The organism is Mammaliicoccus sp. FSL K6-3158 (assembly GCF_038005105.1).
Classification (GTDB): Bacteria; Bacillota; Bacilli; order Staphylococcales; family Staphylococcaceae; genus Mammaliicoccus; species Mammaliicoccus sciuri.
The window spans coordinates 1,797,596-1,824,017 of sequence record NZ_JBBOSL010000001.1; the positions used below are offsets into that span (position 1 = coordinate 1,797,596).

At 32.3% G+C, this 26,422-nt stretch carries 22 protein-coding genes; 2 read left to right on the top strand and 20 right to left on the bottom strand.

Going from position 1 to position 26,422, the window contains the following annotated elements:
* Positions 1 to 5: 5 nt before the first annotated feature.
* The 18 genes from MHH94_RS08950 to bshC all read right to left on the bottom strand — a co-directional run bounded on the left by MHH94_RS08950 (position 6) and on the right by bshC (position 19,865).
* Positions 6 to 947: an LPXTG cell wall anchor domain-containing protein gene (locus MHH94_RS08950; protein WP_340840730.1), complete on the bottom strand. Its 942-nt coding sequence runs from the start codon at positions 945 to 947 to the stop codon at positions 6 to 8.
* Between the two features lie 287 nt (positions 948 to 1,234).
* A complete protein-coding gene (gene ileS / locus MHH94_RS08955) occupies positions 1,235 to 3,985 on the bottom strand; it encodes an isoleucine--tRNA ligase (protein ID WP_340840731.1) in 2,751 nt (916 codons plus the stop codon).
* 201 nt (positions 3,986 to 4,186) lie between these two features.
* Positions 4,187 to 4,771: a DivIVA domain-containing protein gene (locus MHH94_RS08960; RefSeq protein WP_025904594.1), complete on the bottom strand. Its 585-nt coding sequence runs from the start codon at positions 4,769 to 4,771 to the stop codon at positions 4,187 to 4,189.
* A gap of 18 nt (positions 4,772 to 4,789) precedes the next feature.
* Positions 4,790 to 5,563 (bottom strand): YlmH family RNA-binding protein, encoded by a 774-nt coding sequence (locus tag MHH94_RS08965; protein WP_058591344.1) that lies wholly within the window; start codon positions 5,561 to 5,563, stop codon positions 4,790 to 4,792.
* Positions 5,564 to 5,634: 71 nt separating this feature from the next.
* Positions 5,635 to 5,931 (bottom strand): YggT family protein, encoded by a 297-nt coding sequence (locus MHH94_RS08970; RefSeq protein WP_048542438.1) that lies wholly within the window; start codon positions 5,929 to 5,931, stop codon positions 5,635 to 5,637.
* Positions 5,932 to 5,944: 13 nt separating this feature from the next.
* Complete coding sequence (locus MHH94_RS08975; RefSeq protein WP_025904597.1) at positions 5,945 to 6,520, bottom strand: cell division protein SepF; 576 nt, start codon at positions 6,518 to 6,520, stop codon at positions 5,945 to 5,947.
* Positions 6,521 to 6,531: 11 nt separating this feature from the next.
* Complete coding sequence (locus tag MHH94_RS08980; protein WP_048542436.1) at positions 6,532 to 7,203, bottom strand: YggS family pyridoxal phosphate-dependent enzyme; 672 nt, start codon at positions 7,201 to 7,203, stop codon at positions 6,532 to 6,534.
* An 8-nt stretch (positions 7,204 to 7,211) separates the two neighbouring features.
* A complete protein-coding gene (pgeF, locus tag MHH94_RS08985) occupies positions 7,212 to 8,003 on the bottom strand; it encodes a peptidoglycan editing factor PgeF (RefSeq protein WP_058591343.1) in 792 nt (263 codons plus the stop codon).
* 59 nt (positions 8,004 to 8,062) lie between these two features.
* Positions 8,063 to 9,220, bottom strand: a complete 1,158-nt coding sequence (gene ftsZ / locus MHH94_RS08990) for a cell division protein FtsZ (RefSeq protein ID WP_025904600.1) — start codon at positions 9,218 to 9,220, stop codon at positions 8,063 to 8,065.
* Between the two features lie 28 nt (positions 9,221 to 9,248).
* Positions 9,249 to 10,622: a cell division protein FtsA gene (ftsA, locus tag MHH94_RS08995; protein WP_048542432.1), complete on the bottom strand. Its 1,374-nt coding sequence runs from the start codon at positions 10,620 to 10,622 to the stop codon at positions 9,249 to 9,251.
* Between the two features lie 109 nt (positions 10,623 to 10,731).
* Positions 10,732 to 11,676 carry a cell division protein FtsQ/DivIB gene (locus MHH94_RS09000; RefSeq protein ID WP_201260671.1) on the bottom strand — a complete coding sequence of 315 codons (945 nt, stop codon included), beginning with the start codon at positions 11,674 to 11,676 and terminating at the stop codon, positions 10,732 to 10,734.
* Between the two features lie 27 nt (positions 11,677 to 11,703).
* On the bottom strand, positions 11,704 to 13,053 hold the full coding sequence (gene murD, locus MHH94_RS09005; protein WP_084754792.1) for a UDP-N-acetylmuramoyl-L-alanine--D-glutamate ligase: 1,350 nt from the start codon (positions 13,051 to 13,053) through the stop codon (positions 11,704 to 11,706).
* Position 13,054: 1 nt separating this feature from the next.
* Positions 13,055 to 14,020, bottom strand: a complete 966-nt coding sequence (gene mraY, locus MHH94_RS09010; RefSeq protein WP_058591341.1) for a phospho-N-acetylmuramoyl-pentapeptide-transferase — start codon at positions 14,018 to 14,020, stop codon at positions 13,055 to 13,057.
* A 44-nt stretch (positions 14,021 to 14,064) separates the two neighbouring features.
* Positions 14,065 to 16,338: a penicillin-binding protein gene (locus MHH94_RS09015; protein ID WP_232183169.1), complete on the bottom strand. Its 2,274-nt coding sequence runs from the start codon at positions 16,336 to 16,338 to the stop codon at positions 14,065 to 14,067.
* The gene (gene ftsL / locus MHH94_RS09020; RefSeq protein WP_037587528.1) at positions 16,325 to 16,705 is read right to left on the bottom strand and encodes a cell division protein FtsL; all 381 of its coding nucleotides are present in this window, start codon (positions 16,703 to 16,705) and stop codon (positions 16,325 to 16,327) included. The genes MHH94_RS09015 and ftsL overlap by 14 nt, the downstream gene beginning before the upstream one ends.
* Positions 16,706 to 16,724: 19 nt before the next feature.
* A complete protein-coding gene (gene rsmH, locus MHH94_RS09025; protein WP_048542422.1) occupies positions 16,725 to 17,660 on the bottom strand; it encodes a 16S rRNA (cytosine(1402)-N(4))-methyltransferase RsmH in 936 nt (311 codons plus the stop codon).
* A gap of 11 nt (positions 17,661 to 17,671) precedes the next feature.
* Positions 17,672 to 18,103, bottom strand: a complete 432-nt coding sequence (mraZ, locus tag MHH94_RS09030; protein WP_048542420.1) for a division/cell wall cluster transcriptional repressor MraZ — start codon at positions 18,101 to 18,103, stop codon at positions 17,672 to 17,674.
* Between the two features lie 145 nt (positions 18,104 to 18,248).
* Entirely contained in the window at positions 18,249 to 19,865 is a 1,617-nt protein-coding gene (bshC, locus tag MHH94_RS09035) for a bacillithiol biosynthesis cysteine-adding enzyme BshC (RefSeq protein WP_217843737.1), read from the bottom strand.
* 134 nt (positions 19,866 to 19,999) lie between these two features.
* Here bshC and MHH94_RS09040 point away from each other — a divergent pair, with 134 nt between their 5' ends.
* Complete coding sequence (locus MHH94_RS09040; RefSeq protein WP_049319203.1) at positions 20,000 to 20,446, top strand: N-acetyltransferase; 447 nt, start codon at positions 20,000 to 20,002, stop codon at positions 20,444 to 20,446.
* Between the two features lie 48 nt (positions 20,447 to 20,494).
* Here the strand turns inward: MHH94_RS09040 and MHH94_RS09045 are convergent, their stop codons facing one another.
* A complete protein-coding gene (locus MHH94_RS09045) occupies positions 20,495 to 21,490 on the bottom strand; it encodes a YdcF family protein (RefSeq protein ID WP_229412510.1) in 996 nt (331 codons plus the stop codon).
* Positions 21,491 to 21,652: 162 nt separating this feature from the next.
* Between MHH94_RS09045 and MHH94_RS09050 the strand changes: the two genes are divergently transcribed.
* Positions 21,653 to 22,711 carry an aminotransferase class IV gene (locus MHH94_RS09050; RefSeq protein WP_107603346.1) on the top strand — a complete coding sequence of 353 codons (1,059 nt, stop codon included), beginning with the start codon at positions 21,653 to 21,655 and terminating at the stop codon, positions 22,709 to 22,711.
* A 212-nt stretch (positions 22,712 to 22,923) separates the two neighbouring features.
* Here the strand turns inward: MHH94_RS09050 and MHH94_RS09055 are convergent, their stop codons facing one another.
* Entirely contained in the window at positions 22,924 to 26,271 is a 3,348-nt protein-coding gene (locus tag MHH94_RS09055; protein WP_232156502.1) for an endo-alpha-N-acetylgalactosaminidase family protein, read from the bottom strand.
* Between the last annotated feature and the right edge of the window lie 151 nt (positions 26,272 to 26,422).

Here is a 26,422-nt window from a genome sequence, read left to right on the forward strand (position 1 = left end):
GAAAATTATGCTTTTGATTTACGATCTATTGTATAAAGGCCAATTAATGATAAGCCAACTAATGATAATAATCCTACTTGTATCCATGGATTTTCACTTTCACCCGTCTTAGGTAATTCTTTTTGTTGTTTATCTGATTTATTATCTGCAGCTTTAGCTTTACTATCAGTACTCTTAGCCTTTACATCTTTATTATTATCTTCTTTTTTCACATCAACTTTTTTAGAAACATCAGAAGATTGAGGTTCAGACTTATGATTAATCATCGCCACTTTATTTTGCTTATCAGATTTATTATTAGCTACAACTTTATTATCTTTATTTGTATCAGATTTATTTTGATCAGTAGCATCCTTCTTATCAACTACATTACTCTGACTATCAACTTTCACATTATCTTTAGTCGGTTGTTCTACTTTAGCAGAATCATTTTGTTTTGGTTGGTCTGATGTAGACTGATTGTCAGTAGTGTTTCTATTAGGTTCTGGTTGATCTTTTGGTTGATCAGATTTAGGTTCAACTTTTTGATCATCTACTTTTTTATCATCAGAAGTTTTATCAGACTTAGGAACAAATGTTACACCATCTAATGGTCTAGGATGTTCACCTACAAATAGGTCAGCTGTTCGACCTTTCGATGCATAAAAATCATAGTATGCCCATTGATCCTTTATATGTTTATACTTTGGAGTAACTTCATATGTTTTAACCCCATTTTTAACAACATAATAATCACTAGGTCTCTCAATGAAAACTTCTAATATTTCTTTTTCAGGTATAGTCATTGATCCATCAGAATTAATATAAATAGGACTAGCTTCTCCACCAGATTTGAACACATATTTAACTGGTTTATCTTGTTTCACTTCTTCTGCATTAACTTTACCAATAACTGGTGTAGAAAGTGTTGTACATATTAATGTTGATAGTAATATTTTCTTTAACATAAACTTCTCCCCTTTTGAATACAAATAAAGTATTTTAAATTTTTAACCTTCATATAACTTTCTTATATTTTGGTTTATTTTTTTATCACCTATATTTTATCTGTATTGAAGAAATTTATACATCAGATTAATTAAGGATATTATACAATGTAAATTTTTACCATTCAATATTTTTTTACATATTTCATATTAAATAATTACTGATATAAAATATGTTAGACATACTTTTTTCCACAAAAAAACTCACGAGATTTTTATCTCGTGAGTTCGTTTTATGATTGATTATTTTATACTAAAGTTTTAACAACTGTTTGACAGCGTGGGCATAGGTTATCTAATTCGCCTACTGAACCTAGTTCGTCTGAATAGTTCCAACAGCGTTGACATTTTTCTCCGTCAGCGTGTTTCACTTTAACTTTCACATATTCATATTCTTCACCGTCTGTTAATTCATCAACGACATCTACTTTAGATACAATGAAGAGTTGTTGTAAGTCTTGGAATTGACTTAAGAATTCAACTGTATCAAAGTCTTCTGAATTTGATAATGTGATGTGTGCTTCTAATGATTTACCGATTACTTTTTCATTACGTGCAACTTCTAATGCTCTGTTAACATCGTCTCTTAATTTCATCAGTTTAGACCATTTTTCCACTAATCCTGTATCAACTTCATGTGGGTTTGGCATATTTGTTAAATGAACACTTTCTTCTTCAACATGTGGAATATGTCCCCAAATTTCATCAGCTGTATGTGGAATAATTGGTGCTAAGATTTTAGTTAATTTAACTAATGTTTCATAAAGCACTGTTTGCATACTACGACGTTTTAATGAATCTACTTGTTCGATATAAAGGATATCTTTACCGTAGTCTAAGTAGAAGTTACTTAATTCTACATTAATGAAGTTTTGAATATCCTGATAAATATCTAGATAGTCGAATGCTTCATAGTGAGATAATGTACGGCCAATAAATTGATTTAATCTATTGTGCATATATTGATCGATTTCAAGCATATCTTCATATTTCACACTATCTGTTGCTGGATTGAAATCATTCACATTACCTAATAAGAAACGGAATGTATTTCTAATTTTACGATATACATCAGAAGTTTGTTTTAAGATGTCGTTTGAGATACGTACGTCAGCTAAGTAGTCTACACTACTTACCCATAATCTTGCGATATCAGCACCCATTTGTTTAACAATTTTATCAGGAACGATTACGTTACCTAATGATTTACTCATTTTCTTCCCTTCTCCGTCCATTACAAAACCGTGAGAAAGTAACATTTTGTATGGTGAGATACCTTTAGTTGCTACTGATGTTGTGATTGAAGAGTTAAACCAACCTCTGTATTGGTCACTACCTTCTAAATAAATATCAGCTGGGTATGATAATTCTGGACGTGTTTCTAACACACCTCTATGTGTTGAACCTGAATCGAACCATACGTCCATAATATCTGTTTCTTTAGTGAATTCACCATTTGGGCTACCTTCATGTGTGAAGCCTTCTGGTAATAAGTCTTTCGCTTCTCTTTCAAACCAAATATTTGAACCGTGTTGCTCGAATAGATTTGCAACATGATTAATTGTTTCTTCAGTCATGATAATATCGCCATTTTCAGCGTAGAAGACTGGTAGAGGTACACCCCATACTCTTTGACGAGAGATTACCCATTCTCCTCTATCTCTGATCATATTGTAAAGACGTGTTTTACCCCAATCGATTTTAAACTTCGTATCATCAATTGCATCTAAAATATCTTGTCTTACTTTACTGATTGAAGCGAACCATTGTTCAGTAGCTCTGAAAATAACTGGTTTTTTAGTTCTCCAGTCATGTGGATATGAGTGTTTGAAGAATGTAAGTTTTAATAATGCGCCAACTTCGTCTAATTTTTCTGTGATATTTTTATTAGCTTTATCATAGAATAGACCTTCAAATTCTCCTGCTTCTTCAGTGAATACACCTTTATCATTAATTGGACTTAGCACACCAAGACCATATTTTTGACCTACGATATAGTCATCTTCACCATGACCTGGTGCTGTATGAACACAACCTGTACCTGCATCAGTTGTAACGTGGTCACCTAAAATTAATAATGAAGTACGATCGATAAATGGATGTTGCGCTGTTGCATATTCTAATTCAGCTCCACTGAATTCTTTATCAATTGTAATTGTTTCTTTATTCCAGTCTAATGCTTCACAAACTGAATCAAGAAGTGCTTGGGCAACAACGTATTTTTTGCCTTCTACATTTACTTGTACGTAGTTTAATTTAGGATTAACAGCAATTGCTAAGTTTGATGGAATTGTCCAAGGAGTTGTTGTCCAAATAATAAATGCTGCATCTTCATCTACAACACCTTTACCATCTACTACATTAAATGCTACATAGATTGAAGGTGATTTTTTATCTTGGTATTCAATTTCAGCTTCAGCTAATGAAGATTCACTTGAAGGAGACCAGTAAACTGGTTTTTTACCTTTATAGATTAAACCTTTAGCAGCCATTTCACCGAATACTTTAATTTGTGCCGCTTCAAACTCAGGTTTTAACGTAATATATGGATTATCCCAATCACCGTTTACACCTAAACGTCTGAAATCAGCTTTTTGTAATTCAATTTGTTCTAATGCAAATTCTTTACATTTTTCTCTGAATTCAGCAACTGACATTTCTTTTCTTTTAACACCTTTGTTTGTTAAAGCTTGCTCGATTGGTAAACCATGTGTATCCCAACCTGGCACGTATGGTGCATAATATCCAGACATTGCTTTTTGTCTAACGATGATATCTTTTAAAATTTTATTTAAAGCGTGACCCATGTGTAAATTACCATTAGCATATGGAGGACCATCATGAAGTATAAATGGTGTATTACCTTTATTTTTTTCTAAAATTTTATTGTATAGATCTTTCTCTTTCCACTCTTCTTGAATTTGTGGTTCTTTATTTGGTAAACCACCTCTCATTGGAAAACTTGTTTTAGGCATAAGTAACGTATCTTTGTAATCCATAAGTCTTAATCTCCTTCTTAATAAAAATAATATAAAAAAACTCTAAGCTGAAATAATAGGGACGACATACATCGCGGTACCACCCTTATTAACTCAACTTAGAGTTCACTCATTAAACATATATCTTATTCGCAAACAGGTGATACCTAAAGAAATGAATTTATTAGGCTCTCACTATCCCTAACTCGCTTTTCAATTCGTTTATTCTTCAGACTTGTCCTCTTCACTTTTAACTGCTTGATTATTTATCTGTTCTTGATTATTTTCTTCTTCTTTGTTCAAAATGTCAATATTTTCTTCAGTAACTTTTTGTTGATCGACATCATAGTTCAGTAAATAATCCCAATCTTCATTTTTCAATAAATCTAATTGCGCTTCAACTAACATGCGGAAACGTGAACGAAAGACTTTTGATTGACGTTTCATATCTTCAGTTTGGAAACTGATATGACGCGCTTTTTGAAGTGCATCATTAACGATTTGATCAGAACGTCCTTCTGCTTCTTTAATAATAGCATCTGCTTTTAAAACAGCAGTATGTTTCGTTTCTTCACTTGTTTTTTGTGCTTGTAATAATACGTCAGAGATTGTATTTTCGACTGCTTTGAATCGACTAATATTCTCTTCTTTATCATCTATAATACTTTGCAAATGCGCTTTATCTGATTTTAATTTTTCAATTTCATCACTTAAAGTTTGTAGATATCCACGCACTTCAGTTTCATCTAATCCTTTATGAACTCTACTAAATTCTTTTTGTTTGATTTCCTCTGGGGTAAATGCCATAAGTTTTCCTCCTCAGCACTATTTAAACAATGTTCGATAAGCTATTCTTATCTTGCCTTTTTTTGAAGTTCCATTATTTTGAATGATCATCGCACGTCCATATCCTTTAATAGAAATCAAGTCATTTTCTTCGACTATAAAGTCTACTTGTTCGATTTCTCTATGATTGACTTTAACGCGTTTACTTTCAATCAATTTCTTACTAATTGTTCTACTCGTATTTGTAAGGTGCTTAATGACTACATCCAGTCTTAATGCACTTACAGTTGCGTCATGTGTCTGCCAATTCTCACTTGATTGTATCATATTTTGGAATGGAATAGAACTCAATTTGATTCCTGCACCTTTAATCTTTGTTAATTCCATCATAATATACGATTCAAATCTCTTTGTCAAAACAAACTGTATACGGTCATTAACAATAATATCCCCTAGTTGATTTCTATCAATCCCTAGCGACATGATCGTACCTAATACATTACGATGCGTCAATTTAACAAATTTTGAAGGATAAGTAAGTTCAATAAGCACCATCTCATAATCCGCTTCAGTCGGTTCAAAATAATCAGGTGCAACTATTGCACGCTTTCTTTCTGATTCTTCATTACCACCAAAGTAATGTACATTTAAATCATCGAAGCCACCCACGATTGTTTGTAAAATAAATTGTTCTCTAGGGTCTAGAAATTCTGTAAGCACTGGTTGATAATTTCGTTCAGCAACTTCACATCTATTTAAAAATAAATCAATAATCTCTTTTTCTTCTTTTCTAAAGTGTTGATATATATCCATTTTGACACCTCTAATTCAATAAAAAATAGGATGTGACATTACGTCTCACCCTACTGTCATTTATCGTTTAATTATAATATTGGCATTACAGGTACAATCATATTAAATATATTGACTAAACCAACATAGAATAAACTTAACGTTATAAATGCCACGATTGATGATATGTCTAACATACCTAATGGTGGGATAATTCTTCTAAATGGTTCTAAAAATGGTTCATATATTTTCCCTAAAAATTGTCCAAATGCGCCTTCCCTAACGCCTGGTAACCATGATGTAAGGAAATAAACGATCATACCATATTGATAAATTTTAACGACGAATAATACAAAGCCTAATATCGTACTTAATAGTCCACTATCCATATCTTAATTTCCTCTATTCTTGGTAAGGTTCAACTTGTTCTAATTGTTCAGTAATTGATCCTGCTACTTCAACATTATCAGGTGTACATAAGAAGATGTCTGTTCCCACGCGTCTTATATCTCCACCAATTGCATAAACAGTACCGCTCAAGAAGTCTATAATTCTTTTAGCTGATACTTTGTCAATGCGTTGTAAGTTCACTAATGTTGTACGTCTATTTTTAAGTTCATCAGCGATATCCTGCGTATCTGAAAATACTCTTGGTTCAAATAAGCACATTTTTGAACTTTGCGCAAAATCCATATTCCCGCTCATACTAACGACATTCGTTTGAGATGAATTTGTACGTTTCTCAGTCATAGCCTCTTTCCTTTCAGGTTTTTTGAAATCACGAGAACGTTGTGATTGGTATCTAGTAGTATTTGATTTTTGTGTTGGTACACTTTTTAAAGATTGTTGTTTTGGTTTTTGTTCTTGTATGGATGATTCTTGTTGTGGTGCTTTCGTTTGTTCTCTTTGTGGCTCTTCGTATACTTCTTCTTCTTCATCAACTACGAAAAAGCCTTTAAATACATCTTTAATTGCCATAATTTACACTCCTATTCGCCAACTAATTTTGTACCAATTCTTATATAAGAAGCACCTTCTAATATTGCTTCATTAAAATCATTGCTCATGCCCATAGATAATTCAGTGCAAGGTGCATATGATAAGTTTAAGGATTGTACTTTCTCTTTCAATAATCTTAGTTGGTTAAAATATTGTCTTAATTTTATTTTGTCTTCAGTTAATGGTGCCATAGTCATTAAACCAACTATTTCAATATGTTTAAAATCCTTAAGCTCTTGAATAAATGGGATAACATCATCAGGCGACATACCATGTTTTGATTCTTCTCCCGAAACATTCACTTGAACAAAGCATTTTACAACATGTTCTGCACGTTTTTCAATTTCTTTAGCTAATTTTAATCTATCTAATGCATGTAAATAATCAATTTCATTAATGATGTCTTTTACTTTTCTTGTTTGTAATGATCCAATAAAATGCATGATAGCATCATCTGGAAGATGCTTTTTCTTTTCCAAAAATCCTTCAATACGATTTTCTCCAAAGTTTTTCAAGCCAGCTTCATAAGCTTCTTTAGCTCGGTCTATTGTAACATATTTTGTCACAACAATCACTTGAGGCGCCGTATTAAATTCTGATTCTTCGCTACTGTTACAAATTTGTGAATTGATTTCTAATAAATTTTCTTTTACTGATTTCAAATCTATACCTACTTTCTACCTATAAATGCAAGCATTCTACCAGTTTGTCCTTTTTCTACTCTATATGAGAAGAATAAATCTGTTTCACTAGCCGTACAATGATTCGTCTTTACAATATGTTCAGGACTAACACCATAATGTATGGCAAGTAATGCATTTGCCTGTTTTAAATCTATGCCGTATCGATCTTGTCCTCTTTGCACAATGTATGTTTCAGAGTCTATCGGTAATGTTTTGAACTTTTGATAAATGTCTTCGTTAATTTCATAACTGTCAGATGTGGATGGACCTATAACGACTCTTAAATTAGAAACGTCACCTTTATATTGTTCAATCATCTCTTTAATAATTTGGGAATATGTGCCTCTCCATCCAGCATGACAAAGACCAATATAACCATTTTGAGTATCATATAAATAGATTGGTACACAATCTGCAAAGCACATCGTTAATAATAGATCAGATTCATAAGTATAAAGTCCATCTATTCCATGTAGTTCTTCAGTTAGTGCATTGATATTTGTACCTTTATCCTTTGAAGATACTTCTCGAACTTTATTCTCATGTGTTTGAATTGGAAATACCCAATTGGCACAACTGAAGTTGATTTCATTGGCTAAAATTTGCTGATGCTTTGAAATATTATCTGGATCGTCATTGATATATCTTGCCATATTAAAAGCATTCTCTGGATATGGACTATAACCACCTTGACGAGTTGTAATACCTATCGTTAAATCACTTTTGTCATCGGCTTCATATGATAAATAATGATTATGTTGATTAAAAATCTCTTTCATTTCATCTCTCCTAACAAAAAAAGTCATCAGGACTTAGCCTGATGACTTTTTAAGTTCATTTATCGTCTAGAGCGTCTAGAACGTCTATCTTCTCTATTTCGAATGAAACTTGGAATATCACTATCATCAGTTGATTCATTTGTTGATTTATTTTCAAATGAAGCTTTTCTTCCTAGTGATTCTCCTTCTTCTCTTTTAGAAGCAGGTTCTTCTGTAGTTCCACCAAATGCACCGCCACCTTGTGGTTTACGAGCATTAGAAGGTTTGTCATTAAATCCAGTAGCAATTACTGTAACAACTAATTCGTCTTGTAATTCTGGGTTAATAACTGTACCAAATATCATGTTAACATCTTCGTCTGCTGCATCTTGAACAATATCTGCTGCTTCTTGAGCTTCAAATAGTGAAAGTGACTCTCCACCTGTAATGTTCATTAAGACACCTTGTGCGCCAACGATTGAGGTTTCTAATAATGGTGAAGAAATAGCTTTTTTAGCAGCTTCGATTGCTCTATTTTCACCAGAAGATACACCGATACCCATTAATGCTGAACCTTGGTTAGACATAATAGTCTTAACGTCAGCAAAGTCTAAGTTAACTTCACCAGAAACAGCGATTAAGTCTGAGATACCTTGTACACCTTGACGTAATACATTATCTGCTTCTTTGAATGCTTCCATCATAGGTGTTGACTTATCAACGATATCTAAAAGACGATCATTAGGAATAACGATTAATGTATCAACTGCAGCTTTCATAGATTCTACACCGGCAGCAGCTTGAGTTTGACGTTTACGTCCTTCAAAGCTAAATGGACGTGTAACAACACCAACTGTTAATGCACCCATCTCTTTTGCGATTTTAGCAACAACTGGTGCAGCACCTGTACCAGTTCCGCCACCCATACCAGCAGTAACGAATACCATGTCAGCGCCTTGAATAGCATCTTCTATTTGTTCACGTGATTCTTCAGCAGCTTTTTTACCGATTTCTGGGTTTGCACCTGCACCTAAACCACGTGTTAATTTTTCACCAATTTGAATTTTAGATGAAGCTTTAGATAAGTTTAAAGCTTGACCATCTGTATTAATAGAAATAAATTCTACATTGTTCATTCCATGATCTATCATACGGTTAACAGCGTTATTACCGCCACCACCAACACCAATTACTTTTAAAGTAGCTAAATGATTAAACCCTTGCTCAAATTCTAACATTTATTATCCTCCTAATCTTTATGACCCATCAATCAAATAACGATTTCATTAATTTTTTTAATACACTTGGCTTCTCTTCTTGACTTTCCGAATCATATTCTGCTTCGGAGACTCTGTCATGCTCAGAATTTGAAGCTTTTGCGTCATTGTTTTTGTTTGATTTCTTTTTAAACCATTGTTCATATGGTTTAGCTTTAGTTTCTTGAGTTTCTTCTTCATATGTTTCTTCTTCGACATTATCAACGTCATAATTATTCATTGTAACATAATCTAGTAGCTCATCAAAGTTAATTCCACTAGATATAGTAGATATACTAGAAGTAAACTCAGGTTTACGTATACCCATTTGAGATGGTGTATGTACACGTACTTTTTCATTAACCATATCTTGTAATAATTCTTTAATACCAAGTAAGTTTGAAGTACCACCTGTTACGATGAATCCACCGTTAACATTTGTAATACCCATATCTTGTAATAAATCAAATATTTCAAAGAAAATTTCTTCTACTCTTGATTCAATAATTTCACTTAATTCTTTTTGAGTGAATTGTGCATGACCATCTTCGTTAATTTGTTCAACACTAAAGACATCTTGATCAGATGCAGAGTCGTAGAATGCATGTCCATATTGTTGTTTAATCTTCTCGGCATTGTCATATGTAGTATTTAATGATTTCGCAATATCAGTTGTTATGCTTCTACCTGCCATTTCAATCGTATCGGCATCAACTAAATTGCCTCTCTCATAAAAACCTACTTGCGTTAAATCTTCACCAATATCAATGACGCAAGCACCAAGTTCAACTTCTGTTGGAGATAATATAGATTGATAGTTATAAGCATCAGAAAATACTTCTAAAACATCTACTCCACAAGATTCAACACATTTAATGATGTTGATTAATAATGATTTTGATGTTGCGATAACACCTGCTTCTACTTTTAATGATTGTGTTGCAACCATTTCTTTAGGATCTGAAACTTCATGTAAGTCATCTACAATAAATTTCATTGGGAATACACCAATGACTTCAGTTTCCGGAACATCATTTAATTCCCTAATGCCCTCTAATACTGATTCTATATGACTGCCATTTATTTCAGTTTCTGTACCATCAAAAGGTATTTCAAATTTTTCGTCGTAAATCTCTGTATTCACGATAGGCATTTTTAAAAATACTTCTTTAATATCTATTCCAGATGCAATTGCTGCTTTTTTGATTGTATCTTTAATTGCTTGTTTAGCGATATCAAAATCATCTATACAACCATTTCTTATACCATTCGTATAAGTTTGCCCTGTACCTATCACGTTAATGCCATTATGAAATTTTTCTCCTACTATTACTTTTACACTCGATGAACCTATATCTAAACTAATATAGTAATGTTCCTCCATCGATAGGCACCTCCTCTAACACATGATAATCAAATTTAAACTATTATTAGTTTACATGATACTTGATTTAATGTGAACTAATTATAGGTTTATTTATTGATTTTTTTACTTATTCTTCTGATTTCTCAGTTGATTCTGGTTCTTCTCCAGATTTATCCAATTCTTTAGATAAATCTTGTAATGCTTGGTCTAATTTTTTCTGTTCTGTTTTCGTGCTTTCATCTTGTTTTGTTTCTTTTTCTGAACGCTCTTTTTGCTGTTCTTCCGTTTCATATGGTAAGAATGTCACACCAACTTGTAAATCTAAAAATCCAGGTGTTTTGAGCGCACCAGAATTGTCTCTCTCTAATTTATCAGAAATACTCGGATAATAGTTGATTTTATTCGCAAAAGTTTGAATATCTCCTACAACTTCCACATTATCTGTCATAAATAGTTGGATTCTATTCTGATTGTTCTCACCAGGTTTATAATTTATTTCCGATATCATTGATTTAACTTTAGGTTTAACCTTTTTCAATTCAGGAATCATTTTATTTAACTTTTTAGAACTAAAGTCATTCAAAATCGGAACATCAATTGGTAAATCTGTTGATAAATTTTTAATTGTTTTCCCATTTTCTAATAACGGTACGTAATGTTTTTTCTCTTTAACTAATCCAATTGTTTCATACTCATTTACATTAACCGTTAAGTCATTTGGAAAATGACGTTTAATTTCAACACTTTTAACGCCCTCAATTTCTTCGATTTTCGATTTCATATCACTTACAGGGATATTGTATATTCTAGAATCTTTTTTGATATCTAAAGCTTTTTCAATATCGTTTTTAGATACGATTTCTTCACCTTTAATGTCCACTTGATCAACTTTACTGATGTCTGTAAACATATACAGTAAAATTAAGATAACAAGGAGTATAACACCTATGAATACACCTAATTGAATTTGACGTCTACGTTTTCTTTTCTTCTTTAAAATTTCTAATCGTTCATCTTCCGTAGTCGTTTCAAATTGCAATATATCATCATTGTTTTCAGAACTTTTATTCACGGTTGTCACTCCTTTTTTTCACAATTTCTAAAATGTTGGTAAATGTTTTTGGAAACTTTCAATAAATTCGTCGCCACGAGCTTCAAATGTATCATATTGATCCCAGCTCGCACACGCTGGTGATAGTAAGACAACATCGTTAGATTGTATATAATCCTGAATCAAATTAACGGCATCTTTAACGTCATTTGCCTGCAAGACTTCTTTACCTTGACTCGCACCTAACGCTTTTAATTTATCTTTTGTTTCACCAAATGTAACCATCAAACGGACATTATCCATATAAGGTATTAAATCATCAAAGTCATTCCCTCTATCTAATCCACCACATAACCAAATGATTGGAGAATTAAATGAACTTAAGGCAAATCGTGTTGCTAAAGTATTGGTCGCTTTAGAATCATTATAATACTTGTTGCCTCTGTTGTTCCCAACATATTGAAGTCTATGTTTAATACCTGAGAACGTTGTTAAAGTATGTACAACTGACTTCACGTCAACACCTGATAATAATGCAGCTAATACAGCTACAAGTACATTTTCTAAATTATGTTTACCAGGTAATACAATATCGTGCGTATTGATAATTCTTATGCCGTTATATACGACATAATCATCTTCAATATAAATGCCATTCACTTTTTGATTAGTTGAGAAATATAATATTTTAGATTTAATATCATCTGTATTAATTAAATGTCTTTGTTCATAGTTGAAAATTAAATAATCGTCTTCGGTTTGATTCTTAAAAATATTTTTCTTAGCATTCTGGTATTCTTCTAAACTACCATGATAATCTAAATGTGCTGAATAAATATTTGTAACAATCGCGATATGCGGACGATAATGTATTGTTCCTAAAAGTTGGAATGAAGATAATTCAGTAATAAGATAATCGTCTTTCGTAACCTCTTGCGCAACTTTTGATGCAACTACACCAATATTACCGGAAACTTGACCATTTACTTTACTATTACCAAACATATCACCTATTAAAGAAGTCACTGTTGTTTTACCATTTGTACCTGTAATACCGATAATAGGTGCTTCTGAAATGTAATAACTTAATTCAACTTCTGTAATGATATCCAACCCTTGATTCATCGCTTCTTGCAATAGTGGAATATTGTAAGGTATACCAGGATTTTTTACGATTAACGGTTTATTATAAAGTAATGACAATGGGTGTTCACCACCGATCACACGTACTCCTTGCTGCACTAATTCAAGTGCGTGGGGATCAGATGATAAATCTTTACCATCATTGACAGTTACATCAGCACCTAATTTATGGCATAACTTTGCACTTTCATATCCACTTTTTGCTAAACCTAAAATAAGAACAGGTTTCTCTTTTAATGCATCATATGCTTTCATTTTACATTACCCCTATCCATAAACCAATTGCACCAGTAACGATACCTGTACCCCAGAATACTAATACTATTTTCCATTCACTCCAACCAACTAGTTCGAAATGGTGATGCAATGGGCTCATTTTAAATATTCTTTTTCCTGTAAGCTTGAACGATGTTACTTGTATCATCACTGATAATGTTTCAATTACAAATACTAAACCGATTAATAATAATGTTATTTCTTGGTTAAGCATGATTGAAATCGTTGCGAAAATACCACCAAGCGCTAAGCTTCCAGTATCTCCCATGAACACTTTTGCTGGGTACTTGTTGTAAATTAAAAATCCAAATAAACTTGCAAGCATCACTAAACAGAATAACCCAATTTCTGGTTTATCAAGAATAAATGATAGTGCCGCGTAAAAACCAAATGCAATGATTGATAATCCAGTTGAAAGACCATCTAATCCATCTGTTAAGTTGACAGCATTACTGAATCCAACTTGCCAAAATACTATGAATATAATATAGAAAACAGACAATGGCAATGACCAATCTGTAAACGGTATGTTAATCGCTGTTTCAAATTCATAGTTTGGTAATATAACACTTACGATATAGAATACAACGGCTATCGCAATTTGAGCTAAGAATTTTTGTTTACTTGTTAAACCTTGGTTATTTTTCTTAACGACAATAATATAATCGTCTATAAAACCAATAAGTCCAAATCCAAGTGTTACAAATAATAACAGAATGAGCGGACCTACTTGCTCAACATAAAATAACGCGATGATTGTTACAACGATTGTTGCTAATAAGAACGTTAATCCACCCATAGTTGGTGTTCCTGTTTTCTTCATATGACTCTTAGGTCCTTCTTCTCGAATACTTTGGCCAAATTTCAATTTTTTAAGTGTTGGAATTAAAACGGGTACAAGTATCAAAGTCAATAAAAACGCAATGACAGGTAGCGTAAAATTCATAATTGTTCACCTTTTCTTTTGTATATTATCTATCATCCTGTGATTTATGATTCACTAGATGTTTTTTCTTCTTTTTCATCTTTTTTATCATCTTTACTTTTGCTTTCATCTTTACTTTTGCTTTCATCTTTAGATGTTTCTTCATCATCTGGAACTTGTCCTATTGAATCATCACCATTCGGATGATTGTTAGAAAGCGTAAACTTAACTTTAGTACCAGATTTAATTGTTTGGTTCTGACTGACAGATTGCTCAGAAACATAACCAGAACCTTCTGATTCTACTTCAATACCTGTCGCTTCTTGTAATTTTAATAAGTCTCGTTTTGTCCAATTTTCAGTATCAGGCATCGTCATTTCACCGTCAGTAACAAGTAAAACCCTTTCTTTATCTTGGACATTTTTACCTTTAAGCGGTATTTGTTTCTTAATTTTATCACCTTTACCAACTACAATTGGCTCAAGTTTTTTACCTTTTATTGCATCAGTTGCTTTTTGTGTACTCATATTAACAACATCTGGTACATCTGAAGCATTCGTTTTAGCTTTGCCTTCAGTTTCTTCTACATCTAAATATTTTAATGTATTTTCCATAATCGGATTGAAACCTCTTGACACACCATATTCATAAGCCTCTAGGTCACGTTTTTGTGCAAGTGACATACCAGCATAAACAACTACTTCAGGATCTTTAGCAGGCGCATAGCCCATAAAGCTTACGAAATACGGATTTGCACCATCTACATAACCACCGTTTTTAGTATCTGGCACTTGAGCCGTACCAGTTTTACCTGCAACTCGGTATCCATCTATTTTATAGTTTGTAGCGTGACTTTCTTTACTATTTACTACTTTATCTAATTCTGTCATCGTCTTCTTGGCTGTATCTTTAGATATTGGATTACCGACTACTTTTTTCTCGCCTTTTTTAATCGTTTCGTTACTTTCTTTGTTTTGAATCGATTTTACATAATAAGGTTCGAGCATATTACCTTGATTTAAAATTGCTGTTTCAGCTTGAAGCATTTGGACTGGTGTAACAGTAGTAGACTGACCAAATGAAGACGTCTTTCTTTGAAGTTCATTATCAAATGCAATATTCCCTGGTGCTTCACTATCAAATAAACCACCTGTTTTCTTACCAAAACCAAATTTTTCATAATATGCCTTAGCTTTATCAGCGCCAACTAAATCTTGAAGTTTCATCATTAGCGTATTCGCAGAATATGTAAAACCAGTTGTCATAGGAATATTTCCCCAACCATCATCGTTCCAATCATAAATTTTAAATCCATCTATTTCTCTATGACCAGATTTAAATTTCTTGTTTGGTTCGAATTTACCTTCTTCAATTGCTGCAGCTAAACCATATGTTTTGAATGTAGAACCTGGTTCATAAGTATTTTGATATAAATCATTTGCCCATTTTTTCCCGAAGTCTTTTTTCGTATCAGGATTAAACGTAGGTCGCTGACTGTAACCTAAAATTTCACCAGTTTTTGCATCCATTACAACCGCAAATAAATCTTTAGGTTCATAGCGGTCTACCATTTCGTCAAGTGCATTTTCAACAAAGACTTGAATATTAGAGTCTAGCGTAAGATGTACATCATCACCATTTTGAGCTTTAATACTATCTTCGCTGTTCGGAACGAGCATACCCCATATATCTTGCTTATAAGAGTTTTTACCCGTTTTTCCTTTTAAATAGCTATCAAATACTTTTTCAGCACCTGATACACCTTTTAATTTGTTGGTATCTGGATCTTTATCTGCTAAACCGATAAGATGAGATGCGAAGTTACCATTAGGATAAAATCTTTTTTTCTCCGTTTCAAAAGTCAGTCCAGGTAATTTAAGCTTTTCAATTTGTGTTTTTTGTTTATAAGTTAAATCTTTACCTTTTTGACCAAACTCAACTTGAAAGGCATTTTTAGTTTTAAGTTTACTTAAAATATCATCTTCATCCATATCAAGAATTTTAGCTAATGCTTTAGCTGTTTTTTTCTTGTCTTTTACGTGTCGAGGCTTATCGCTACCTTCGCTCATTTTTTTATCTAATATTGCCACTAATTTATAACTATCTGTATCTTCGGCAAGCACTTTACCATTGCGATCGTAAATTTTCCCACGTTCAGGTTCTGCAACTGTTTGTCTTAAATATTTTTCACTTGCCCTGTACGCTAAATCTTCACCAGCTGAGTGACCACTGATCATTAAATACGAATATCTTACGGCCAATATAAAAAAGAGCAGTCCGAAAAAACTTACTAAGAGGACTGCTCCTATTTTATTTTTCTTTATTTTAATTTTGGGCATCACTACGCACTACCTTTACATTGTCATTATTCAACTTTAGACCGTAGTCTTCAGCTTTTTCGTAGATGCGTTCGTATGACGATTGTTTCATTGATTCCGTCTTCAAATCACTGTTTGTTGTTTGTTGTTGCTCAATTTTACTGTCTAATTCTGCGATTTGTGTCTTGTTATTATACGCATCCATTTTTAAAGATAGCATATAAATACTTATCAACGCAATCATAGTTATTAATGATATGTATACGACTTTTTCGATCCTCGATATTCCTACTACCTTGGTCTTTTTTACTTTTTTCTTTTGTGGTTCGAGTTGTGGCTCTTGCCACTCATCAGGTCTATAATTCGGATATACTCTTTCTACTGCCATTCAATTGCCACTCCTCTGTTTACTTCAAAATTTCCGCAACTCTTAACTTTGCACTTCTCGCTCTATTGTTATGCTCAAGTTCTTGTTCATCAGAAATAATTGGTTTTTTGTTTACTCTTTTTAGTTTCGGCTTGTACGCTTCCGGTATAACCGGTAATCCCCTTGGTACATCTGGGCCTTTTTCATATTCTTGAAAGACTTGTTTACACAAACGATCTTCTAAAGAATGGAATGTAATAACTGAAATTCTTCCGCCAACTTTAACGTGTTGTATTGCTGCTTCAATAGATGTTTCAAATGCACCTAATTCATCATTAACTGCTATTCTAATCGCTTGGAAGACACGTTTAGCAGGGTGTCCACCCTTTCTACGTTTAGCTGCTGGAATACCTTCTTTAATTAAATCCACTAGTTCGAAAGTCGTTTCTATAGGTGCTTGTTCTCTTCTTGTTTCAATCTTTCTAGCTATTTGTTTTGAAAATTTCTCTTCACCATATCTAAAAAAGATTTTGACAAGTTGTTCATATGACCATTCATTTACCACTTCATATGCTGATAAAGATTGTGATTGATCCATTCTCATGTCTAACTTAGCATCATAATGGTAACTAAATCCTCGTTCTGGTGTGTCAAGTTGTGGACTGGATACACCAAGGTCATAAAGTACACCATCTACTTTACTAATATGTAGTTCTTCTAATATATGTTCTAAATTTCTAAAGTTGTTTTGTACAAAAATTACTTTATGCATATGGTCCTTTAAGATACCTTTAGCATGTTCAATCGCAGTTTCATCTTGATCGATTGCTATAAGTCGGCCTTGGTCATTCAATTGTTCAACTAGGTACAAACTATGACCAGCTCCACCTAATGTACAATCAACGTAAGTACCATCTGGTTTTATGTCTAATTTATCTACTGTTTCTTTCAATAGTACGGATACGTGATGAAACATTTAATTCACTCCTAAAAATCAAAGTCAATGAGATCTTCCGCAATGTCCTCAAAATTGTCTTCAGATTCATCATAAAATTCATTCCACGTAGAACGATCCCATATTTCAATTCGGTTAGAAACACCAATAACAGTACATTCTTTACTTAAATTAGCGTAACTTCTTAAATTTTGAGGGATGTTAATACGTCCTTGTTTGTCTAGTTCTACTTCAATCGCACCTGAGAAGAACATTCTCATGAATTTACGGGCATCTTTTTTTGTTATAGGTAAGGTTTTGAGTTTTTCTTCGATGCGCGCCCACTCTTCAAGTGTGTAGCCAAACAAACATTTATCTAGGCCCCTAGTGATAATAAAACGTTCGTTCAAATCATATCTGAATTTAGAAGGCACAATCATACGCCCTTTAGTATCCAATTGATGTTGATATTCACCCATGAACATTTTATCTCACCTCACCTTATTTATAATTTACCACAATCCCCCACAATCCTCCACTATTTATACAAGATTTCTTAAAATTTGTGTAAATAGTAAAAAAAACACCCAATTTACGATTTCGTAAATTGGGTGTTAATCCTTGTTATGACTATAGTTCAAGCGTTATATGTTTAAAAGTGTAACGAAGTGGTGGATAAGTGGAGGGACTGAACATAGTAATCCCAAATTGATTCATTACTTGAATAGGACTCCACACTCTTTCTTGTAATCCGTGGTGAGGATGTAATGTATGCTCCACTATTTCAAAATGTCTCATACTGATTTCATTTTCTCTTTCGACATTTAATAAATATCTATCTATTAAATATTGATATTGGTGCTGATGTATTTGATTATTTTTTTCGACTAATTTTCTGTTTTGATAATCATCGCCAATTTCTTTAATCAGTTTTTGATGAAATTGAGATTGGCTTTCTTTCATTTCTTCAATTTCTCTTAATACTTCATCAGAAGCTTTTGCTCTAATAAATTTTTCTTTATCGTTTTGAATACCATCTACTAAAACAGTATCTAGATTTAAGTTATAGTTATCGATACATTTTTTTGCTTCTTGCGTTAAATAACTAATTCGCATACGAGGTGTAACTATAGGCATTTCAATATTAAATAAATTGAATACACCTTTCAGTTCACCCCAGTAAACAATTTCGCTTGGCCCACCAATGAAACTTAATGTATTAAATAAATATTCCTCCATTAGAGGTCTTGTTACGACATTATTAGAAAATCGTTCAGGATGTTCTTCTACAAGACTAAGCAATTCATCTTTTGTAAAAGTTACGTCTGTATCTTTATTTAAATAGAACTTTTCATTTTCACACATAATGAGCTGTCTTTTATCGTCATACTCATAGAATAAGTGAACATTGCCATCGGTTAAAATCATGCGCTTCTTAATAACTTCAGCAAATTGGTCTTGTGTAGCTCTAAATGCTGAATCTACCGCTTCATGATTTTCAATAATTTCCTTGAAGAATGGTACTTCTAATGTTCTTAGTTCTGGATCATTTGCATCAATTAATAACAAACCATATTCTTTAAATACTTCATGTGTCATAACCTTAAAAATTTCACTCCATGATTCAGAAGACTCGATTGCTTTATGAATCAATAATTGAATATCTTTAGAGTGAACAGTCTCCCCGATAGAACTGAACATGTCGTTTAAAGCATCTTTGATCAATGCTTTATCAAAATGATAATGAGAAACACTCTTTTCTGGTGGTTCTAACGTACTATATTTTACTTTATTTAACTGTCTTGAAATACGATCATACGCATATGTATGATTCACTTCATCAAAATCATGATCTTCGCCTGCTATCCAAAAAACAGGAATGACTGGCGTATTTAATTTTTCACTTTGTTCGTTTGCTAAAACGATAATCGAAATGATTTTATGGAATGTATATAAAGGACCAGTAAAGAGTCCGGCTTGTTGACCACCTATAATGACTTTGTGACCATGTTTTAAATTTTCAATATTTTCATGTTGTTTATCTGTTAAATTTAATTGAGACATATAATTAAATATGACTTTTGAAAGTGCTTCTTCTCTGCCATTAGCTGATAAATTCGAGCGTTTTTCGAATTCAGATTGGTCCCCTGGTTTATATCCATAAAAGTTTATAATTTCAGTATTATGATTTGTATATCTCTCTATAAAACTATTTTGTTGATCAATTACAGTCTTCTTACAGTCCATACGAGTCTTTCTCCTTCGAAATTAATTACTATCAATAGTATAAAGATTGTAGATAAATAAAACAATCTAACGGCTTATAATTTAAATTTTTATTCAAATGAAGTATAATTAAGGAAAGAACAAGGGGGATTATCATGGCTAAAGTAGAACATTTACAAATTAATTACAAAACTGAAGAAGCATTCGAACAATTTCGTAACTTCGGAAACGAAGGTTTATATATGGTTGAAGAATTAAAAGGAAAAATGATCGATGCTAGTTCAGATTCACCATTTTACGGTATTTATGTTGGCGACAAATTAGTTGCAAGAATGTGTTTATTTAAACAAGATGAAGTAGAAAAAACATACTTCCCAGCATTTAATGATTACCACATTTTATGGAAATTAGAAGTATTAAGAGATTATCAAGATAGAGGATACGGCAAACAATTATTAGATTATGCTAAAAGCTTCGATTTACCAATCAAATGTATTGCCCGTAATCAATCCAAAGATTTCTTCTTAAATCACGGTTTCCAAGATATCGAGCAACAAAATCAATCCGGTGAAGACATTGTTATATGGACACCAGATAAATAAAATACTAAAAGTCCCGTAGAGTCTGTGCTCTACGGGACTTTTAGTATTTTATATTCCCCACAATGTGTAGGAAGTAACTGCCAATAATAATATAATTATGATTAGTGCATGCGTCTTTTTAAACATATAAATGATTGCTAAATATTCTCTAATGTATGCATTTGGATAGAAATAAGATTTCGATGATCCACCCGTAACGCTTGCGTTCATTTTAACTTTCTTGGATAAAAATGCTGCTCTTAAAATATGAAAATGATTAGAAACAATTGTTGCAAGTGCATGTTTTTTATAAGTATCCATTTTCTTCATAGAGAACACTAAATTTTCTTCTGTGTTAGTAGATTTGTCTTCCATTATAATTTCTTCATTACGTATACCTTGTTCCACTAAATATCGTCTCATCGCTTCAGCTTCACTGATTGCTTCATCCGAACCTTGACCACCACTTACAATCATTTTAGTATCTAAACTTTTTCGTTTTAATTTAATCGCTTTATCTAATCTCGCTTTCAAAAGTGGTGTTACTCTTTCGCCTATAATCCCTGCACCTAATACGATAATAAAATCTTGTTTCTTTCTTTTTGAAATACCACTTACAATCCAAGCATATAAGTTATGCAATATAAATATTAAATTTAAATAGTAAAACAAAGTTGAAATGGCAATTAATATTAATCCGTTCCATAATTCTACTAATAGATATGGTTTAAAAATAATGATTAAAAAATTAATTAAGATGAAAGAACCGTAACCAATGACAATCATGTTTGTTACAATTTTTCCTTCATTTGCTATTCGTTTTCTAGTATTTAATAAAGCTAAGAGCATTACCACAATAACAATTAAACAGTAAATAATATTAGCTATGATTATATAATTAATATTTAGATTTAAACCCAATGCTGGCACAATGATTTCAATCAATATCGTACTCATTAAACTGATAATGAATAGTCCTAATAAGAAGACATTTTTATATTGTCTAAAATCCACTATATAACTAATTATAAATAAAATTAAAAATGCTAACGTAACAAACATCATCGTCACCTCCTAGCCTATTATTTTCACAATCAAAGTATATCATCATAACCGACAAGATACACATAAAATTATTTTCAGAATTTTCAAAATAAATATTGAATTAGGTCAATATAGCTGATATACTATTTCACATTACTTACTTAAATATAGGAGGCAATTTATATGGAATATCAATCATCAAGTAGTCAAACAAAGGACGAATGTGGATCCACTTTTGGTAACAAAATGTTAACAATGTCGTATCAAGCATCAAAAGGATGGTCTTCTCCTATCATTAAAGATTATGCACCTATCACTATTTCTCCAAGTGCACAATGTCTTCATTATGGTCAAACTGTTTTTGAAGATATGATTGCCTATCAAATCAATGACAATATTCATATCTTTAAACCTTTCGAACACTTTGAAAAGTTCAATCAATCATTGAACCGAATCGAAATGCCAGCTATAAATAAAAACGCATTACTTTTCGGTATCCAACACCTTATTAATCAAGAACGTCAACTATTCGATTTACATGAACATCACCCTGTTAACATTAGAACAGTTATGTTTGCATCAGAGAATAAATTAGGTGTTAGTAAATCTGATACATATGAACTCATTACGTTCTTATCTCCACTACCTAAAAAGCTGAATTGCCAAACACCAGAACTTATAAAAGCACACGTAGAAGATGAATATGTTAAATCTGTTACAGGTGGTGCTGGTTTTACACAATTTGGTGGTAACTACGCCGCTTCTTACGCTGCAAAATCTAAAGCAGCTCAATTTGGATACGACCATGTACTATGGCTAGATGGAACAGAGAGATCTTATATAGAAGAATTACATAATATGAACATTTTCTTTGTTATCAATCATACACTGATTACGCCAGCTTTAGATGGTATTACAGTACCAGGTGTAACTCGACAATCAGTTATTGATTTAGCAAAAGAATTAGGCTATCAAATAGAAGAAAGACAAATTAGCATTGAAGAAGTGCTTCAATCATATAAAGATGGATTATTAACAGAAGTATTTAGTACGAGTACATTGAATGCCATCACTCCTGTTTGTGAAATCAAATATAAAGACAATATTTTAACAATTCATAACAATAAAATCGGACCTATTACACAACATTTATTTACAACTTATACATCTATTCAGCAAGGTAAGCTTCCTGATATACATCAATGGAACTATACAATAGAACGAGAACCAATTGAAATGTAATAGCTGTAAAAGACTGGCACAAAAAATGTACCAGTCTTTTTTATATGGAAAAATCAAGGTGAACGTTAGGTTCTATATTGCTTGTTTGTGGTGTCTTGCAATATTCAGCCTCCCAACATTGCTTGTCGCAACCCACTTGCAATATTCAGACCCCTATTTCTGAAAATATGGAAAAGAGTCTAGAACATTTCTGTCCCAGACCCATTTTTAACTTAATCCTCTTTTACTTCTTTAATGACTAAATTATCTAATACGAAATCTTTAGTCCCTTCAAAGTTCACTTGACCTTCATTTTTAACACCTTTATTGTCTGCCTTTTTATCTGTTGATGCTATGCCAATCCATGTTTGACCATTTTTATGACCTTTAATTTTTGTTTTAAATTGACGATGTTTCTTACTTTCTACAGTACCTTTCAATGGTGTTTCTTTGTATTTTTGATTATCAATACTGTCGCTACCTGTAGCAAAAGCATATGTGTCATCAGATCCTGCTTCATAATCAAACGAAACTTCATATGTCTTATTTGGTTCAAATCTAAAGTTTTGCGGTATCGTTTGATAAGCAAGTTTATTCTTTTCTACTTGACCATTAATTTTTAATGACCATGTACCCTCGATAACATCACTTATACGTTTATTATTCCATCCGCGTTGTGTATATGGGACATGTTTTTCAGATAAGTGTGTTCTATTATCTTCTACGCCTTCAATATCAGACACAACAAATGGGAATATGCCTTGAGGTACTTTTTCGAAATTTTGTTTAAACACTTTATCTTGTGAATATAATTGTTGATCATTTTCGAAAATTCGAATGTCATCAAAATAAGTGAGACCTTCGCCTTTATCTCTAGAAATTGTTAAAATTGCTTTACCATTTTTAGGTGCTTTAAAGTGCACATACATATTTTGGAAGTAACTATCGTTACCTTTAGTTGCTGATTCTTTAGTTGTATTATGAGTGTTAGCTTTAACATAATTTTTAGCAATGGATTTAGTAGTATAATTTTGATGTGTTGTACCATCTGCATCTACTCTAATACGTGCTTTATGATCACTTCGATTATCCACACCTACATATACTGCATATTGTTTACCTGGTTTCAAATCTGTTAATTTTTGTTTCAATTCAACATTTTTCTTCGGATTGTTAATCGTTACCATATTGTCGCTACTGTTTGATTTCGTAATAGAAACAGCTTTTTTAGATCCTTTAATTTTCCAATCTTTAAGATTTTCTGCATTAAATCCTGGATCTTTAATGTGCATATCTTCTCCGTATTTCACTTTCTCTTTATGTTGTTTTGATTTATACAATACATATGGTGTATTCGCTTTGACATTGCTTAAGGTAACTTTACCATCTCTAACACGAACATTATCAACATATTGGCGACCATGCTCAGTTAATTGGTATAATTTTAAATGCTTACTGTTCCAACCTTTTGGTAATTCCCAAGTTGATTCTCCACCATCTTCATTATAATGATAAAGTTTTTGTTTCTTACTGCTTAATTGTTTACCATTTTCATCCCAGTTCCACGGAATTAAATATTTATTGCCATCCAATATTTTTTGACCATTTAATGTGATCGTTCTAGATCTATAATTTTCTTTATCATTTTCATAATCATTAGATTTACGCTTAATAACTATTTTGTCTTTACCATTTTTTAATTGGATTTCCATTTCAGGTGTCCAATCAACAGTTTGGTCATTTGCTGTCATTTTGACTGGCTTGCCATCTACCCACTTCGTAACTTCAAAGTGCTGTAGGTATTTCGTAGATAAATTTGTTTTAAAAATATTATTAATGTATTCATCAAAGTTGTTTCTACCTTGCCAACCTTCAAAGTCTTTCATATCATATCCACCGAGTAATGGATAATCAGCTGCACCTGAATAAGTTTGGTAATTACCTACCCAAGAGTCTTTCTCGTGGTTTCGAATAAATCTTGCGACTTTTGAATTAATACCTTTGTTTTCATAACCACCATAAGTTAAATCTGCAGCCCAATGTTGGAATGTTGAATCATATTCCATACCGTGCCCCCATTCAACAGCCACTCTCCAACCTAAATCTTGAATTTCTTTTGCTAATTGATGGGACATCCAAGCTTGGTTATCACCTGATTGACCATTGCCCCATACATCTACATAAATAAAGTTTAAATCTTTACCTACTTTATCTTTAAAAGCATTTAATCGATCTTTTCTACCATGCAACATATCATATTTTGCATCAATGTTAATACCTTGATCTAACCAATTCCAACCATAATTATACGTACCGTCTTCATTTTTTCTTAAACGGTCAGGATTAAATGCTTTAGACTCTGGATATGTTTCACTCGCATTAATATGTACACCAAACTTTGCACCATATTTCTTACCGTTCTTAAGTAATTTCTTCATATCTTCAGCGCCACCGATACGTTGACCAATATTATCATAATCAAGATGACCAGAATCGTGACCCTCACTACCATATCCTTTTAATATAATTGACTGACCTAATCCATCTGTATTTAAATTAACTTTTTTAACACCATCAAGCGATTTTAAGAATGGATTTTGTGCTTGTGAACCGAAATTCATTGCGATACGGTGTGCAACTAAATCTGGTACAGATTCTGAACCTGTCGGATGATTCATGATAGCTCTATATGCAATAGCACCATCTTGCCAGTCTGTTTTTCCATCACCATTTTCATCATCCGTTATAACAACTTTTGTTTTTGGCATTAAATGTTGTTCTTTAGCATTTTCATAACTTTGACCCGGCTGCAATATCCAGTTAGAACTAGATAAACCGACATATTTATCTTTATCTACTTGTTTAGAAGTCGCATTTATTCTCGTATAATCAAGCTCTCCTGTTCCTTCAGAATGTTGTGAATTACTCCAAACACCTGCACTCGTCTTATCGTTTGAAACAAAACCATACATCATTGGATAATTAAAACCATCTTCAATATCTTTATTGACTTTAAAGTTTTTGTCGCCACTTTTCATCGTATTTGTAGACATACGTGTTGTTTGTAAGTTAGCATTTTTCTGTTTAGAATTCACAGAAACTAATGAATGATTAGGTATCTCAAAATCTTTTATAACAGTATCATCACTTTTACCATCCAACTTATTTTGGTAATCCTTCATATCAAAATGCAATTGGTTATCTTTAACTTTCATCTCAATTGTAAATTCAGCATCTATTTTTTTATCCTTATTAGAAGCAATTAATTGATATTGAGCTGCATGCGCATTAATTTTTTTATACTTAACTTTCGGTTGAACCGATTTACCATTCACTTTAATCGTCTTAATCTCTTTAACTTGGCCATCCATCTTTTTACCATTTTTCAAAGTATATTCAATAGCCCTTGGAAACGATTTATCAACCTTCACTTTCATCTTATTACTCTTTAATACGTCCCCTTTGACTTTTGCTTCTACATGATGATTCATCAGTGTAAATAAACTTAACAACATAACTGAAACAATTGAAACGACAAACAGTTTTTTCCTCCATACAAATGTTTTATTACTTAAATTCAAATTAAACACCCCTTATTAAAATTTGAAAACTTACATTAATTGTAGACTTTTATCTTATGATAGTCTAGCGTTTTTGTTCTATATTGTTTGATTTTACTTTCTGTTTTGTTCATATAAACAAAAAGAACGAAATGATGAGATTCATCATTTC